The 15,147-nt window shown below is 61.8% G+C and carries 15 protein-coding genes; 4 read left to right on the top strand and 11 right to left on the bottom strand.

Going from position 1 to position 15,147, the window contains the following annotated elements:
* The first annotated feature begins 16 nt into the window (after positions 1–16).
* Positions 17–478 (top strand): MarR family winged helix-turn-helix transcriptional regulator, encoded by a 462-nt coding sequence (locus ACFOKF_RS20000; protein WP_380798192.1) that lies wholly within the window; start codon positions 17–19, stop codon positions 476–478.
* A 189-nt stretch (positions 479–667) separates the two neighbouring features.
* Here ACFOKF_RS20000 and lldD read toward each other — a convergent pair whose 3' ends face one another.
* From lldD to ACFOKF_RS19955, 9 genes are read right to left on the bottom strand one after another with little or no spacing between them, the layout of a single operon-like run.
* Positions 668–1,798 (bottom strand): FMN-dependent L-lactate dehydrogenase LldD, encoded by a 1,131-nt coding sequence (gene lldD / locus ACFOKF_RS19995; protein ID WP_380798191.1) that lies wholly within the window; start codon positions 1,796–1,798, stop codon positions 668–670.
* Positions 1,795–2,592, bottom strand: a complete 798-nt coding sequence (locus tag ACFOKF_RS19990; protein WP_380798189.1) for a kinase — start codon at positions 2,590–2,592, stop codon at positions 1,795–1,797. The genes lldD and ACFOKF_RS19990 overlap by 4 nt, the downstream gene beginning before the upstream one ends.
* Positions 2,576–3,535 (bottom strand): 2-hydroxyacid dehydrogenase, encoded by a 960-nt coding sequence (locus ACFOKF_RS19985; protein WP_380798187.1) that lies wholly within the window; start codon positions 3,533–3,535, stop codon positions 2,576–2,578. Before ACFOKF_RS19985 ends, ACFOKF_RS19990 begins: the two co-directional genes overlap by 17 nt.
* Positions 3,532–4,698: a fumarylacetoacetate hydrolase family protein gene (locus ACFOKF_RS19980; protein WP_380798186.1), complete on the bottom strand. Its 1,167-nt coding sequence runs from the start codon at positions 4,696–4,698 to the stop codon at positions 3,532–3,534. Before ACFOKF_RS19980 ends, ACFOKF_RS19985 begins: the two co-directional genes overlap by 4 nt.
* Before the next feature lie 3 nt (positions 4,699–4,701).
* The gene (locus tag ACFOKF_RS19975) at positions 4,702–5,472 is read right to left on the bottom strand and encodes an enoyl-CoA hydratase/isomerase family protein (RefSeq protein ID WP_380798184.1); all 771 of its coding nucleotides are present in this window, start codon (positions 5,470–5,472) and stop codon (positions 4,702–4,704) included.
* Positions 5,469–6,590, bottom strand: coding sequence for an extracellular solute-binding protein (locus ACFOKF_RS19970; protein WP_380798183.1), 1,122 nt, complete (start codon positions 6,588–6,590; stop codon positions 5,469–5,471). The genes ACFOKF_RS19975 and ACFOKF_RS19970 overlap by 4 nt, the downstream gene beginning before the upstream one ends.
* Positions 6,587–7,777 (bottom strand): CaiB/BaiF CoA transferase family protein, encoded by a 1,191-nt coding sequence (locus tag ACFOKF_RS19965; RefSeq protein WP_380798181.1) that lies wholly within the window; start codon positions 7,775–7,777, stop codon positions 6,587–6,589. Before ACFOKF_RS19965 ends, ACFOKF_RS19970 begins: the two co-directional genes overlap by 4 nt.
* A 10-nt stretch (positions 7,778–7,787) precedes the next feature.
* Positions 7,788–8,534 carry an SDR family NAD(P)-dependent oxidoreductase gene (locus tag ACFOKF_RS19960; protein ID WP_380798178.1) on the bottom strand — a complete coding sequence of 249 codons (747 nt, stop codon included), beginning with the start codon at positions 8,532–8,534 and terminating at the stop codon, positions 7,788–7,790.
* The gene (locus ACFOKF_RS19955) at positions 8,531–9,709 is read right to left on the bottom strand and encodes an aldose 1-epimerase family protein (RefSeq protein WP_380798176.1); all 1,179 of its coding nucleotides are present in this window, start codon (positions 9,707–9,709) and stop codon (positions 8,531–8,533) included. Before ACFOKF_RS19955 ends, ACFOKF_RS19960 begins: the two co-directional genes overlap by 4 nt.
* A 75-nt stretch (positions 9,710–9,784) precedes the next feature.
* Here ACFOKF_RS19955 and ACFOKF_RS19950 point away from each other — a divergent pair, with 75 nt between their 5' ends.
* A complete protein-coding gene (locus ACFOKF_RS19950; RefSeq protein WP_380798175.1) occupies positions 9,785–10,156 on the top strand; it encodes an L-rhamnose mutarotase in 372 nt (123 codons plus the stop codon).
* Positions 10,157–10,321: 165 nt separating this feature from the next.
* Here ACFOKF_RS19950 and amyA read toward each other — a convergent pair whose 3' ends face one another.
* Positions 10,322–11,812 carry an alpha-amylase gene (gene amyA / locus ACFOKF_RS19945; protein ID WP_380798173.1) on the bottom strand — a complete coding sequence of 497 codons (1,491 nt, stop codon included), beginning with the start codon at positions 11,810–11,812 and terminating at the stop codon, positions 10,322–10,324.
* 667 nt (positions 11,813–12,479) lie between these two features.
* On the opposite strand from amyA, the gene ACFOKF_RS19940 reads away from it, so the two are divergent.
* Both ACFOKF_RS19940 and ACFOKF_RS19935 read left to right on the top strand, forming a co-directional pair.
* On the top strand, positions 12,480–13,193 hold the full coding sequence (locus ACFOKF_RS19940) for a Crp/Fnr family transcriptional regulator (RefSeq protein WP_380798171.1): 714 nt from the start codon (positions 12,480–12,482) through the stop codon (positions 13,191–13,193).
* Positions 13,194–13,246: 53 nt separating this feature from the next.
* Positions 13,247–13,426: a hypothetical protein gene (locus ACFOKF_RS19935; protein WP_380798170.1), complete on the top strand. Its 180-nt coding sequence runs from the start codon at positions 13,247–13,249 to the stop codon at positions 13,424–13,426.
* Positions 13,427–13,510: 84 nt separating this feature from the next.
* Here ACFOKF_RS19935 and ACFOKF_RS19930 read toward each other — a convergent pair whose 3' ends face one another.
* A complete protein-coding gene (locus ACFOKF_RS19930) occupies positions 13,511–15,133 on the bottom strand; it encodes an FMN-binding glutamate synthase family protein (protein WP_380798169.1) in 1,623 nt (540 codons plus the stop codon).
* Between the last annotated feature and the right edge of the window lie 14 nt (positions 15,134–15,147).

Raw genomic sequence — 15,147 nt, 5'->3', positions numbered from 1 at the left:
AATGTTACTATATCGGATGCACCCGACGCTTCTCCGGCTAGACGCCTTCATCCCCTACAGATTATCCTACACTTCCAATCTGGTAAGCCACAGCATTGCGGAGCGATATGAAGCTCTTTTCGGGATCAGCATTCCTGAATGGCGCGTGATCGCCTGGGTTGCCGAGACGGACGGCATTACCCAGCAGGAAATTTGTTCAAGAACGCGAATGGACAAGGTCAGCATCAGCAGAGCGGCCATGTCTCTGGTCCATAGAGGCTTGTTGGAGCGCAAGCCCAATGTCGAGGACAAGCGATCCCATCTGTTGATCTTATCGCAGGCGGGCGAGGAACTTTATGCGGCGATCGCACCAAAGGCGATCGAACTTGAACAACGCATATTTTCCCGATTCACGCCGGAAGAAATGGAAAATTTCAGATCCATGCTGAGGCGCATCGATCAATATATTCTCGAAGAGTCGGAGCAGGACATAGGGTAGGCTACGGGTTGTCGCCGGCCAACTGGGCCCGCAGAAATTTACGTCCGAAAAGATGGGCCGGGAGGTTCGCGCCTGTCGGCGTTCCGTACCCGCCATCTTCGCTTCCGGCAGGGATTTCTGTCTGGCGCTTACACCTTAAAAGTTCGATAATATATGTTATGTTAAATTCAAAAACATATTAGATATGCATCATAACAATATGGAATCATTTACCCCTTCAACGGATTTTGCGCCACTCAGCGCCATCGCAACCTGCATGCCCTGCGCGATCTTTTGCAGCAGGTCAGTAACGCCAGCCTCGCCTCGCGCTGCCAGCGCATAGATATAGGCGCGTCCCAGAAGGACGGATCGTGCGCCCAATGCGAGCATGCGCACGACATCCAGCCCGGTTCGCACGCCGCCATCGACCAGCAAAGTCACCTCATCGCCAACAGTCTCCGCGATGCCCGGCAAGGCGCTGACGGTCGAAGCCGTTCCGTCAAGCTGGCGGCCGCCATGGTTGGATATGATGATGCCATCGGCACCGAAACGCACCGCGTCGCGGGCGTCCTCAGGATCGAGGATGCCCTTCACGATCATCTGTCCCTTCCACATATCGCGGATCCATTCGAGATCGGACCAGGTGATGGACGGATCGAAATTGGCGCCAAGCCATCCGATATAGTCGGTCAGGTCTGTTGGCTGTCCCCGATAGGCTGATATATTGCCCAGATCATGCGGTCGGCCCATCAACCCGACATCCCAGGCCCATCCTGGCCGTCCCATCGCCTGTAGCATCCGACGGAACGGCGCAGCAGGACCGCTCATGCCCGAATGCGCGTCGCGATAGCGCGCGCCCGGCAGCGGCATGTCGACGGTGAAGACCAGTTTGGTGACGCCCAGAGCCTGCGCGCGTTCCAGCGCATGGCGCATGAAGCCCCGGTCCTTGAGCACATAAAGCTGGAACCAGATGGGCTGTCCGGCAGCGGCGATCACCTCGTCGAGCGGGCAAACGCTCACGGTAGACAGGATATAGGGGATGCCGGCTGCGCGCGCCGCGCGCGCTACCTGCAATTCGCCGCGCCGACGCATCATGCCGCCCAGCCCGATCGGCGCCAGCAGCACCGGCATGGACAGATTTTCGTCAAACAGGGTCGTTTCAAGGCTAAGCTGGGATATGTCGCGCAGGACTTTCTGCCGCAAGCGAACCCCGGCCAGATCCGCGCGATTGGCCGCCAGCGTCTCCTCGCCAAAGGCGCCGCCATCGACATAGTCGAACAGGAATCGGGGCAACCGCCTGCGCGCGGCTTCACGATAGTCCAGCGGGGACGATATGATCATTGCGCCATCCTCAATCCACGGTCCTTGTCCAGAAACAAGCTATGATCGGCATAACCGGGCATATCATCTAAAATATGGCGTGTAAGACGTTCATAATGTTGGATGAACCTGTCTATTTGAACGACGTCCATCGCATGGCTGGCGCGATCGCCCTGCTCTGCGCGCAACGCCTCTTCCTGCTGGCTCCGCCATGCATGGACGACCGAGAAATCGGGGGCCGCCAGCAGGACCAGTCGGTCGATGCGGGCAAAGAGATCGGCATAGGGGCCGCTCAACTGGCGATTGACGTGGCGGCGCCATAGCTGTGCGGCGTCCTCATCCCGCTCCAGAGCATTGACGGGATTGGCGAGCGCCTGGTCCGGTTGCGGCCGAGCGCCGACACACCAGCCCTCGAAAATCAGCAATTCGACCCGGCCGGGCAGGAGAAGCTCTTCGTCGGCAGGTTCGTCCTTCCCCTTGTCGAAACGCGGCAGAGCAACGGGCTGGCCCGCCTTCACCGTGTCCAGTATGGCGATGCCCCGCGCCACGTCATGGGTGCCCGGCACGCCGCGGGTGCGCAGCAACGGATGCACGTCACGCGCCAGCCTTTCCCGCTCTGCGCCATCCAGATACAGGTCGTCCAGCGACAGGACCGCCGTCATCCGCCCTTCCGCCTGCATCCGCCGTTGCAGGCCCGCGGCCAAAGTCGATTTGCCCGACCCCTGCGCTCCGCAAAGCCCCAGAATCAATGGCTTGTCGGTCAATGAAAGCCATTTCCGGGCCGCCCCTGCAATATAGTCAAGCGACTGGGTCAAGCAGAGACGCTCCGGCAAAGAAACGGTCGAGATTGTCGGCGACCTTCATCCCCATGGCCGTCCGCGCCTCAATCGTTGCGCTGCCCAGATGCGGCAGCAGTATGACATTGGGAAGGGCGACCAGCGCCGGATGCACCTGCGGTTCGCCTTCGTACACGTCCAGTCCCGCCGCCGCGATCCGCCGCTCCGCCAGCGCCTGCGCCAGCGCGCCTTCATCGATCAGCGATCCGCGCCCGGTATTCACCAGCACCGCATGGCCCGGCATCCGCGCCAGCAGCGCCGTGTCGATCATATGCCGCGTCTCCGCGCCGCCCGGCGCATGGAGCGACAGGACATCCGCCTGTTCCGCCAGCGCGCCAAGGTCGGCGAAATAGGCGCTGGCCGGCATATCGTCTGCCGGCCGACGGCTATGATAGGCGATGCGCATGCCAAAGACCTCTGCCCGCTTCGCCACCGCGCGGGCGATCCGACCGAAGCCGACCAGCCCCAGCAACTTGCCATCCAGCGACTGGCCGAGCAGATGCGTAGGCCGCCAGCCGCTCCAGTTACCGGCGCGCAATTCGCGCTCCCCCTCACCCGCACGGCGCATCGCCATCAGCATCAGGGTCAGCGCGATGTCCGCCGTCGCCTCGGTCAGCACATCGGGGGTGTTGGTGACGACCAGTCCCGCCTCACGCGCGGCCCCTAGATCGATATGCTCATAGCCCGCGCCATAATTGGCGATGATCCGCGCCCGCCGCCCATCGGTCAGCAGCACGTCCCGCGTCACCCTGTCCGTCACCGTCGGGCAGAGCGCATCATGATAGCGCATCGCCTGCGCCAGCGCCGCCGCATCCATCGGCTGGTCGCTCTGGTTGAAGGTCACATCATAGGATGCGGCGAGCCTCTGCTCGACCGCGTCAGGCCAGCGCCGGGTCAGCAGGATGCGGGGCCGTGTGCTCACAACAGACCCCGCGCGGCCAGATTGCGCATCAGGGCGCCGACGCCGAAGGTCCATGGCTCGACCCGATCGGTCGCCGTCACCCGGTTCACCAGCATGCCCAGTTCGTCACAAGCAATCCGCACCTCATCTCCTTCCGCATGGGTAAAGCCCCGCCCCGCTGCGCTCCGATCCTGCGTCGGCGCAAACAGGGTGCCGAGATAGAGAACCAGACCGTCGGGATAGCAATGATGCGCATTCACCGCCTGCGCCGCAAGCTCTGCGGGCGGGCGGCTGATTTCCGCCATGGCCGACCGCCCCTCCATGACGAAACCATCGGCGCCATGCACCGACAGGCTCACCGTGATGCGCTCCACGGCCGCCAGATCAAACCCGTCATCGAACAGCCGCACGAAAGGACCGACCGCCGCAGCCCCGACATTGTCCTTCGCCTTGCCCAGCAGCAGCGCCGATCGCCCCTCGACATCGCGCAGATTGACGTCATTGCCCAGCGTCGCGCCGATGATCCGCCCGTCGGAGGCGATCACCAGCACCACTTCGGGCTCCGGATTGTTCCAGACCGAAGCGGGGTGTACGCCAATGGCGCTGCCCGCGCCGACCGTCGCCATCGGCTGCGCCTTGGTGAAGATTTCCGCGTCGGGACCGATCCCGACTTCCAGATACTGGCTCCACGCTCCGGCTTCGATCAGCGCCTGCTTAAGCAGGGCGGCTTCATCCGATCCGGGTCGCAGACTACGCAGCTCATCGCCCACCAGCGCGCGGACCTGCTGCCGAATCTGCGCCGCCGCCTCCGGATTGCCGCGCGCCTTCTCTTCAATCACCCGTTCCAGCATGGATGTGACGAAGGTGACGCCCGCCGCTTTCACCGCTTGCAGGTCGATCGGCGACAGGAGCCAGGGCTGCGCAACATCGCGCCGGTCGGGTGGCGTATTGGCGAGGATGTCGGCAAGGGCACCGGCATCCTCGCCCTTCGCATCCCGCAGCGCCTGCGCCGGGGAGGCGGCTTCGCACAGGTCGCGCGCGGTCGGGAAGCTGGCGGAAATATCGGTCAGCCGATCGCCATCCACCCGCACCAGCGACGGGCCGGAACGATCGGGCCGCCAGATGCGACCGAACAGCAGCGCAGCCGGATCGGTCGGCAAAATGGCGGCAGGGCTCATGTCCATGGCTCAGCGCCGCTGGAAATCGGGGGCGCGGCGTTCGGCGAAGGCCGCGCGTCCTTCGGCGGCATCGGCGGTGCCGAAGCAGATGGCTTGCAAGTCGCGCTCATATTCGATCGCCTTGTCATAGGGCATCTGGTGCGCGGCGCGCAGATTCAGCTTAGCCGTTTCGGCGGCAATGGGCGCTCGCTGCGCTATGGTGGCGGCAATCGCCTGCGCCCGCGCCATCAACTGGTCGGGCGGTGTCACCTCACTCACCAGTCCCCAGGCCAGGGCCTGCTCGGCGCTCACCATGTCGCCGGTATAAAGCATCAGCGCCGCGTTCGACATGCCGATCGAATGGGCGAGCCCTACCGCCATACCGCCGCCGCCAATCCAGCCCAGCTTGATTTCCGGCGCAGCGAAGCGCGCTTGGGTCGACGCGATGCGAATGTCGCAGGCCAAGGCGGTTTCCAGCCCGCCGCCCAGCGCATAGCCGTTGACCGCCGCGATCACCGGCTTGCGACAGGCGCGCAGCGCATCGCAATAATCCTGCCGATTGCGGAAATCCCATGGGGTCGCATAGGAGTCCAGCGTGGAAATGTCGGACCCGGCGGAAAAAGCCTTCTCCCCCGCCCCGGTCACGATCACCACGCGCACCGCATCGGAGCCATTGCACTGGCTGACGGCCTCCACCAGCGCCGCCGCCATGTCCGGCGTCATGGCATTGAGCTTTTCCGGACGATCCAGCGTGATCGTGGCGATATGATCGGCAATGGTGAAGCGCAAATTGGCGCTCATAGTTCGGCTCCTTTGCGATGATGGCGGTGGAAAGCCGCCTCTATGGCGTCCAGCACGGCGTCGACAGGATCGCCGTCAATCAGGCCGGCACGCAACCGAGCCGATGCGTCGGTCTGGAAACGGATGGCGCCGTCATGGCGGGGGCGCAGGCTAGCCGTGTCCAGCGTGGCGCGGGTGCCGCTGTAAAAGCCGCCCCAATTGGCATCGACCTGCGGATCGCTCCATGCGGCCCGTAACGAAGGTTGCCCGTCATGCGCAGGAATGAAGCCGCATTGCGCCTCCGCCCCCATCAGCCATAGCAGATGCGCCTTAAGCGCTGGCGTCACGGTGCATCGTTTCGACACAGCAATGCCGGTGCCCCCGAGGATGGACCCGATGCCGACCGCTCCACGCGGCGCATCGGCAAAGCCCACCCGGCCAGCCGCTGCATAATTGACATAGCCATAGATGAGCGGGACCAGCGCAACATCCTGGCCCGCCGCCATAGCCTCCAGCAAGGCGATGGGGTTGGCATGGACGAAGGCCCGGCTTGCTTGCCCGGTCAGCGCCGCCATGATCGCAAAGGCCTCGCGCCCAATCTGCCGATCGACAAAGCCCTCCGCCGGGCGACCGCCACCCAAGGCCGCCACGATCGACTGGAAGGACAGGATCGCATGCGGCCCGGCGAGCGAAAGGGCGACCGGCTGACGCGCCGCCAGATCGATCACCGCGTCCCAGTTTTGCGGCGGCGTATCGATACGATCACGCGCATAGGCCATGACCTGCGTCGCTGCATCGAGCGGCAGTGCCCAGTGCGCCCCTCCATAATGATAGCTGGCGAGCGACCGTCCGATCGCAGCGACCTCCAGCTCCTGTAGTATCTCAGCGTCGAACAAGCTCTCCATCGGCAACAGGCAATCCTGCGCCACGGCCTCCCCGACATGGGGATGATCAAGCACGATCAGGTCGTAACGCTCAGCCAGTTCGGCGATCGGCGCCGTTTCGAACCCCTCCAGCGAGTGGCGATCCCAAGCGATGAACAGCCCCTGCCCCGGCGCAATGTCCTGCGCCGCCGCCTCCAGCGCGCGATAGCCGCGCGGATGGTCCCATGTCAGACCGCGATATTGGGACAAGCTCATGCGTGCTGGCGCACCACGCCGGATTCGATCAGTCGCGCGATCTCGTCCGCACTGCGACCGATCTCTGCCAGCACGTCGCGACTATGTTCGCCCACCAGTGGCGCACCACGGGTGATGGCAGAGGGCGTCTTGGAGAAGCGGATCGGGAAGCCCGGCACCTTCACCCGGCCCTCGGTCGCGTGATCATATTCCACAAAAGTGCCATTATGCCGGATTTGCGGATCGTCGATCAGGTCGGCATAGCCATAGACCGGACCGCACCAGATGTCGGCGGCGCGGAATGTCTCCAGCCAATGGGCCGTCGACTGCCCGATCAGATGCGCCTTCACCCGCGCAAAAATGGCGTCGCGCTGGGTCCAGCCATCCCGTTCCTCGTCGAGTTCGGCAAAGAAGGGGTCTCCCAACACCTGCCCCAACGTCTTCAGCGAGGCCATGGCCAGCGTCATGTAACCGTCCGCCGTCTCAAACACGCCATAGGGCGCGCGGATATAGCTATGCGCATGGGGTTCGGCCGATCGCGCCTGCGGCTTGCCGCCCACGGTGAAAACCGACAATTCCTGCATCTGGAGGGTGGTGATGGCGTCGAGCATATTGACCTGCACCAACTGCCCCTCGCCCGTCCGCTCCCGATGGAACAGCGCAGCCAGCGCCCCTTCGAAAGCGGTATAGGCGGTCACGGCGTCGACCAGATATTGCCCGGCGGGCGATGGCGGCATGCCCTCCGCCCCGGCAGACAGCATCGCCCCCGACATGCCCTGCAACAGCAGATCCTGCCCCGGATAGGCCCGATAGGGGCCATCTTCGCCATAGCCCGACATCGACACATAGATGAGGCGCGGGTTGATCGCCGACAGCGTCGCATAATCGACGCCCAGCCGCTCCGCGACGCCGGGCCGGTAGTTTTGCAGGAAGACATCCGCTTCCTTCACCAGATCGAGCAGCACCGCCTTGCCCTCCGGCGATTTGAGGTCGATCGCCAGCGACCGCTTATTACGATTAAGCGAGAGGAAGGACACGTTGATCCGGTTGCCGGTCGCGCCGCCGGCCGAAGCATGGCGCTGCCACTCGCCGCTGGTCGGCTCCACTTTGATGACGTCGGCGCCCATGTCGCCCAGACGCTGCGCCGCGAACGGACCGGCCATGGCGATCGAGCAGTCGAGAACGCGAATATCCTTGAGTATCGTCATATCTGGTCCTTCAGGCCATGACCCAGCCGCCATTCACATGCAGCGTCTGGCCAGTGATGAAACCCGCCTCGTCAGCGGCGAAAAAGGCGATGGCGTGGGCGATGTCGGCGGCGACACCCCGGCGCTTGACCGACTGGGCATCCAGTACCATCTGGTTATAACCTTCCGGGTCGGGATGGATTTTCTCCGCATCGGTCGGGAAAGCGCCCGGCGCGATCGCATTGACGGTGACACCCGCTGGTCCAAATTCCCGCGCCCAGGCACGGGTCAGGCCCACCAGCGCACCCTTGGACGCGACATAGGGGGACAGGTTCGCCCAGCCGCCCGAAATGGTGATGCTGGAAATATTGATGATCCGGCCAAAGCCCTTGGCACGCATTCCCGGCAATGCTGCCTGCACCGCGACGATCCCGGCATCGACATTGATCCGCTGGACCAGTTGATGCTCCTCGACCGAGAAATCCTCGAAGGGTTTGGACGGGTAGATGGCCGCATTATTGATGACGACATCGAACCCGCCATGCTGCGCGATCAAAGCATCCAGCGTGGCCCGAAACCCGGCCAGATCGGACAGGTCGGCCGTCGACACGATCAGTGTCCCCGGCCCCCTGCCCGCCGCAGCCTCGGTCAGGCGCGCCACTTTCGCCGGATCATTGTCGACCGCGATCACGGTCGCGCCGCCTTCTATCAGCAGCAGCGTCGTCTCCAGCCCCAGGCCACCAGCCGCGCCGGTGTAGAGGATCGTGCGGCCCATCATGCGGCGCCTCCGATCGCCGGATAATTGCCGGACGGCGCAGGATAGTCCTCATCAGGCTGGCGCTGGACAGCTTCGATCCGCGCCACCGCATCGGACACCGCCGTCGCATCGGGCAGGACGCGGAGGACCGTATCGTAACGCCGTTCCTCGCCATGCTCCAGTTCGATCAGTTCGCCGCGCTCGCGGGCGAAATCCTTGCCCAGCACATGGTTGGTCGACGGCTCGATCCCCACGGCATAGTGGCCGGCATGGAGGTTCTGCCATTCGAACATGGCCGGAAACTGATCCTTACGGGTCACGACCGAAAAGCCGAAACCCAGTGCTTCATTGACGATCGCCACCTCGACCCGGCCATCCGCGTCGGGCGCCATGTCATGCTGCCACACCTGCTCATGGAAATTGACGATCGGCGCCGGCAGGGTGCGATAGCCCACCCCCTGCGCCTGATAATCGTCGGCATGGGCCGCCCACAGCACGTCGCGGATCGGCGCGACATAGCGAGCGCCCTCGGCCACCACCGGATGACCGACATTGATATGGTAGCAGAACATGTGCGGCGTGCGATAAAAGCCATGATTGACCACCCGGTCGGTCAGCCGGATTTCGTCGCCGCCCAGATCGGCCTCGATCCGGCGGATCAGATGCAGATCCTCGCCGAATACGGTCGACTGGCGCACGATCCCTTCCGCCCAGAAAGTGCAGCGATCGCCATCCCATTGCTCGCCATAGCCGGTTAGTTGCGCCGGGATGGTGCCGACCCGCCCGTGCAGCGAAGAGGAAACGCTCTGGCGCGGCCCATAATGATAATGTCCGGCCGGATCGTCATGCATGAACAATATATGGTCCAGGCCACAGGTGATGTTAAGGCCCGACATGGACCGGAACCAGCTCAGCCCCCCCTCGCCTTCATAGTCATGCAATCCGGGATGGCGGAAGCCCGACGGCGAATGCCAGCCTATGGCCCGCCCGGCATGGTCACATTCGGCAATGTCCATCGCCCGATCGACCAGCACGGTGAAGGACAGGCCCGATCCGGTGCGGAAATGCAGCATCCGCACGCCTCGCTCGACGCCATCCCCCAAAGTCATCAGCCGCACCCCCGCAAATTGGGACAGCGTGCCGGATCGTTCGGCGATGTGCCGTTTCGACACCTCGCCGCCATAAAGCCGGGCCATGATTCAGCCTCTCCATCTTGTAAGACATATGATGAATATATAGACTGGTCGGAGACGTCAACCGGGAGAGAGAAAATGGGAGAAATTGTCCGGCGCTGCTTCGCCGTTGATCTGGTGGATGATCCGGACATGATCGCATGCTATCGCGAATGGCACCGGCCGGGTGGTCCGCCACAAGCCGTTACGGCTGCCATCCGGGCCGACGGCGTCCTCGATCTGCAAATCTGGCAAGTGGGCGACCGGATGGTCATGATCATGGAACAGGACATGGCTTTGGCGCCCGATGCGGCGACAAAGGCAGCGCGCGATGCCGCCAATCCGCAGGTGGCGGCCTGGGACGGGCTCATGCGAACCTTCCAGCGCCCCCTTCCCTTTGCTCAGGACGTCACCTGGGTCGAAATGGAGTCCATCTATTATCTATCAGAACAACCATATGATATTAAATAATATTTACCTACAATTCGGGAAATTGGAAAATCGCTTGGTGGCGCGCCGGGGCTCACAAGGAAGCGTAATATGGGTAATGAAATTCCGCCTATGCCGATAGATTGCGGCTCAATGGAACGGCGGATATTGGCTGGGCGACCGCCTCGATCCTGACGCCTCGTCAACTTACCCCAGACTGTCCGTCCGTATCCAGAGGCTGACGGAGCCGCCATTGACGCGCAGCGCCACCTTGCCCGCATCGTCGGCGGTTATTTGTTCCTCGCAATGACCCAAATAGTCGCAAAAGCTTACCCCGGCATGATCTGGCCCAAGCTCGACGCGCTTGGTCGTCTCTGCGCCATTGTTGACGAGAAGAATGCAACCGGCCTGCCCCGCTGTACCGTGGCGGATAACGCCCAGGCAATTTGGATCGTCAAACAGATCGGTCTGCGGCCCGTTGGCAAAAAGCTGTCGGGCCCCGATCAGCTTTGGCAGGCAGGGAACCGCCATGATCTCTATCTCATGGGTTTCGCCATCACCGCCAGCATCTCTATATTTCGCGCCATAGAGATCAGGGTGGAAAATGCATGGCACACCCTGTTCGCGGATCAGGATCAAAGCATAGGCCAGCGGCTTGAACCAGTCCTCGACGGGGGCCTCCAGAGCCTGGAGCGGTTGCGTGTCATGATTGCCCACGATCGTCACGGCATGGGCGGGCGATGCCGCAACCAGCGTACCATCAAATAAGCTGCGTAAATCGAAATCGCCGCCGGCCCGCGCCGCGTCGTGAAAGCGCTGCAGCAAGCCGACGTCGAACAGCATCAGTTGCTGATCCACCAGATCAAGATAGGCCTGAAGCGCCTCCATGTCGGGATGCCAATATTCGGCGACGACGAAAAGTTCGCTATTCACGCTTTCGCGCATATGGCCGACCCAGTCGCGGAAGAACCAGGCGGGGATATGCTTGGCTGCGTCCAGGCGAAACCCGTCGCACGGCAGCTGTTCCGCCAGCCAGCGCCCCCAATATTTCAATTCTTCGTAAACAGCCTTGTTTCGAAACTCGACATCCGATCCCATCAGATAATCGAAATTGCCCTTCTCGCCATCAACCTCGCTATTCCACTCGCCGTCGCCATAGTCATTGACCAGCCGGAATACGCCATCTTCGGTCGGATCCTCGATATGATCGACGCCGGTGAAGCATTTTGCGTCCCAGATGAACTCCGAATATTGTCCCTGTCTGCCGGGGAAGGTGAACCGGGTCCAGGCGCGGGCTTCGAACGCCTCTTCCTCTACTTCGTCACGGTTGTCGGGATTGGCGCGGCGCACAAAGACCTCTTCGATCTCATCGGCGCCCATCTTGTGGTTCAACACCACATCATGGATGACACGAACGCCCGCTTCCCGCAGTGCGCCCGTCGCATGCTCCAGCGCGGCGCGATCGCCATATTTGGTGGCTACCGAACCTTTCTGGTCGAACTCGCCCAGATCGAACAGGTCATAGCTGTCATAGCCCACCGAATAGCCGCCCGCCACGCCCTTATACGCAGGCGGGAGCCAGACGTCGGTCACACCCATATCCCGCAGACTTGCAGCCTTCTGCGCGACTTCGCTCCACAACCCTCCGCCATCGGGATAATACCAGTGGAAGAATTGAAGCAGCGTCCGTCCGGCCATGAAAGCTCCTGTCGCAGCAAATGCAGCGGCGGCTAAACGGCCCTGTGCGCAAGAGGTTGCAGACGCTCATAATCTGCCCGCCCCGGTTGAAGACGTTAATTGTCAAACATGGATCAAGAACGCAGAAATCCTTGGAACTTCGCAGCAAAGCGCGCGTCTCAATCGCTGCAATCCGGGATCATCCGATGCCACGGATGGGGAGCCACTGCCCAATGTCAGACCGCCAACTCATGGAATTCATCTCATCCCATTGCGAGAGCCTGCATATCCAGCATAATGCCCATCGCGAAACGGACACGACAGTGGCTCGACATTTGCTCCACCGCGAACGGCTCGGGGATCTCATCATTTTTGCCAGCCCGACTTCACGCACACGGTGCATAGAAAGCGATGCCATCTGGGAGGTGAGCCTCCGTCACCAAGATGACACACAGACCCACATCGCTGGAGCAAGCCTTGACGAGTGTATGGAACTGGCGAGTGCGACGATGAGGGTCGCAAATGTTGATGCGATCGCCGCCTGAGACGGGTTTCGACAAACGCTTTTCATCATAAGGCGGCAAGCTTATCAGCCTGTTCGCCCTATGCGGGTTCTGATATTGTCACAATGCGCATGGCCCTTGGGGCACTCCACGAGCACAGGCCGATGTGCTCAGGAGTACGTCTTATGGCGATTTTCAACGATTTCCTCCGCAATCGTCGCCAGGATGAACTGTCGGCAGAAGATCTTCAGGCGTTGGAGGCCAGCATTCACGCGGTACAAAATGTGCCTGCGCGCCATAGCCTGGCGATTTCCCGCCAACCGATTGGCATGAGCACCTATCTGATCGAAGGGTTCATATGCCGCTATATGGATGACCGGGAAGGTGTCCGCCAACTGGTGGCGGTGCATGTTGCAGGCGATTTTGTCGATCTTCATGGCTACCCGCTCAAGCGCCTGGATCATGACGTAGCAACCCTTGGCCCGTGCAGGATCGCGCTTGTCCGCCATGAAGCGCTGGACAGGCTTGTGAGCGACCGGCCTAATCTGACGAAGCTCCTCTGGTTCAGCACTCTGCTTGATGCGGCCATGCATCGCGAATGGATATTCCGCTTGGGCCGCCTGGATGCAGTCGCCCGCGTCGGTCATTTTTTCTGCGAAATCGAAGCTAAACTGCGTGCCGTCGACCTGAGTGATGGCAGACAATTTTCCCTTCCTTTGACCCAGGCCGACTTGGGCGAGGCTTGCGGCATGACTCCGGTCCATATCAACCGGATGCTCAAGGAGCTTCGGGAGCGCGGACTGATGCATATGCAGCGTGGCCGCGTGACCATATTGGATTTACCAGCGCTTCGGCGCCTGAGTGAATTTGATCCCTCCTATCTGTACATCAGCGAGTGATGGAACCGTCTTGTTTTGGAAGCGTCCATCGCCCGTGGAGAGATGGAGAAACTATGTCCCAAGCTTATGTCTACGAGGAAGGCGGGAAAGCCTGCGCGGAAGAGGGTCAGGTCATGCTTGACGGGCCGGATGGCGTAGCCGTCAGCATGACACCAAAGGCAGCCGAAGACACGGCCAGAGAATTGTTGCGGGCAGCCTGCGAGGCGCGAAATCAGTTATCAACACTTAGCTGATCGGTAATCCTGAAAACCCTGCTATTCTGCTCCTGCTGGTCTCGGGATCTCTGGACAAAATGCAGAGCCCAGTGCCAGGGCCTTTCAGGCAACACGCCTTTTGAACGAGGCTGCGTCCGCCTGCGCCCACCAGCGCGCAAGACGTGCATCACGGGCGCCGTCGAGCAATTCGCCGGGCTCGACGAACGGATAAAGTTCGTCCATCGAACGCATCTCCACCGCGCTGATCCTCTGGCGTAGTCCGTCCGGCGTGAATTCGTCAGGAGAATGGAGGCCACAGGCAACCACAATGTCGTGCAACGCCGATAATGTGGATCGCTGGAAGCGGGCCACACGCTCCGCTTTCTCGGGGATGACCAGACCTCTCTGGCGTGCAACCGACTGGGTCGCTACCCCGGTCGGGCAGGTGTCGGTATGACAGCGCATGGACTGGACACAGCCCAGCGAGAACATGAAGGCCCGTGCCGCATTGCACCAGTCCGCGCCAAGCGCCGCATTCATCGCAATACCGGCGCCCGACGTGATCTTGCCCGAAGCCGCCAGCCTGATTTTGCCCTTCAGATTGCTTCCCACCAAGGCATTGCGCGCGATCATGAGGCCTTCGCGCAGCGGCATACCGACCCGATCCGACAACTCAGTTGGAGCAGCCCCCGTGCCCCCCTCCGCGCCATCGATGACGATGAAATCGATCAGGATGCCGGTTTCGATCATCGCTTTGACGACAGCGAAAAGTTCATGGGGATAGCCTACGCACAGCTTGATCCCGACCGGCTTGCCGCCAGAGAGTTCGCGCATCCTGCCGGCAAATTCGACCAGTTCGATCGGCGTTGAAAAAGCGCTATGTCCAGCTGGAGACAGGCAATCCTCGCCCATGGGCACGTCACGGGTCGCAGCGATTTCCAGCGTCACCTTTGCCCCAGGCAAAAGTCCGCCATGGCCGGGCTTGGCGCCTTGGCTCAGCTTGATTTCCGTCATCTTCACCGCGTCATGCGCGGCACGATCAGCGAAATGGCCGGCATCAAACCGGCCCTGTTTGTCGCGACAGCCAAAATAGCCTGAGCCTATTTCCCAAACCACGTCGCCGCCATGTTTGAGATGATAAGGGGAAAGGCCGCCTTCGCCAGTGTCATGATAGAAATTGCCGATCTTGGCGCCCAGATTAAGCGCCTCGATCGCATTGGCGCCGAGCGCGCCAAAGCTCATCGCCGAGATGTTGAGGCGTGCGGCCTGATAGGGGCGGCTGCATTGATCCGTCCCGACATGGACGCGTGTTTCTTTGGGAGCATCGCGGGATGGTGCGATCGAATGGGCAAGCCATTCATATTCGTCGGAATAGACGTCCAATTCGGTGCCGAACGGATGGGCGTCCACCTCCCCCTTGGCCCGGGCATAGACCAGCGCCCGCTCATCATGGCTATAGGGTCGTCCATCCAGATCGCTCTCGACGAAATAGGCGCGTGCAAAGGGACGCAGCCATTCGAAGAACCAGCGAAACCGTGCAGACGCAGGATAGTTGCGGCGCAGGCTATGATGTGGCTGCGTCAAATCGATCAGCGCCAGAACCAATATCGGCACGAACAGGATCAGCAGCCATAATGTGCGGGGATGCCGCCAGCCCATAGCCAACGCACCCAGCGTACCCGACAGCCCGATCAGCAACAGCAAGTTGCGGGAGAAGGCATGGTCGCGGGTCAGCGCCGCGACCATGCTTGACCTTCCCT

Source organism: Sphingobium rhizovicinum (assembly GCF_042647625.1).
Taxonomy (GTDB): Bacteria; Pseudomonadota; Alphaproteobacteria; order Sphingomonadales; family Sphingomonadaceae; genus Sphingobium; species Sphingobium rhizovicinum.
This window is presented reverse-complemented; position numbering and strand designations above follow the sequence as displayed.

What these genes read in the sequence shown, in the direction of transcription:
- ACFOKF_RS20000 (WP_380798192.1), top strand. Translation starts at nt 17, where the DNA reads ATGCACCCGACGCTTCTCCGGCTAGACGCCTTCATCCCCTACAGATTA.
- ACFOKF_RS19965 (WP_380798181.1), bottom strand. Translation starts at nt 7,777, where the DNA reads ATGACGATACTCAAGGATATTCGCGTTCTCGACTGCTCGATCGCCATG.
- ACFOKF_RS19980 (WP_380798186.1), bottom strand. Translation starts at nt 4,698, where the DNA reads ATGGACATGAGCCCTGCCGCCATTTTGCCGACCGATCCGGCTGCGCTG.
- amyA (WP_380798173.1), bottom strand. Translation starts at nt 11,812, where the DNA reads ATGGCCGGACGGACGCTGCTTCAATTCTTCCACTGGTATTATCCCGAT.
- ACFOKF_RS19930 (WP_380798169.1), bottom strand. Translation starts at nt 15,133, where the DNA reads ATGGTCGCGGCGCTGACCCGCGACCATGCCTTCTCCCGCAACTTGCTG.
- lldD (WP_380798191.1), bottom strand. Translation starts at nt 1,798, where the DNA reads ATGATCATATCGTCCCCGCTGGACTATCGTGAAGCCGCGCGCAGGCGG.
- ACFOKF_RS19960 (WP_380798178.1), bottom strand. Translation starts at nt 8,534, where the DNA reads ATGATGGGCCGCACGATCCTCTACACCGGCGCGGCTGGTGGCCTGGGG.
- ACFOKF_RS19970 (WP_380798183.1), bottom strand. Translation starts at nt 6,590, where the DNA reads ATGAGCTTGTCCCAATATCGCGGTCTGACATGGGACCATCCGCGCGGC.
- ACFOKF_RS19950 (WP_380798175.1), top strand. Translation starts at nt 9,785, where the DNA reads ATGGGAGAAATTGTCCGGCGCTGCTTCGCCGTTGATCTGGTGGATGAT.
- ACFOKF_RS19955 (WP_380798176.1), bottom strand. Translation starts at nt 9,709, where the DNA reads ATGGCCCGGCTTTATGGCGGCGAGGTGTCGAAACGGCACATCGCCGAA.
- ACFOKF_RS19940 (WP_380798171.1), top strand. Translation starts at nt 12,480, where the DNA reads ATGGCGATTTTCAACGATTTCCTCCGCAATCGTCGCCAGGATGAACTG.
- ACFOKF_RS19975 (WP_380798184.1), bottom strand. Translation starts at nt 5,472, where the DNA reads ATGAGCGCCAATTTGCGCTTCACCATTGCCGATCATATCGCCACGATC.
- ACFOKF_RS19935 (WP_380798170.1), top strand. Translation starts at nt 13,247, where the DNA reads ATGTCCCAAGCTTATGTCTACGAGGAAGGCGGGAAAGCCTGCGCGGAA.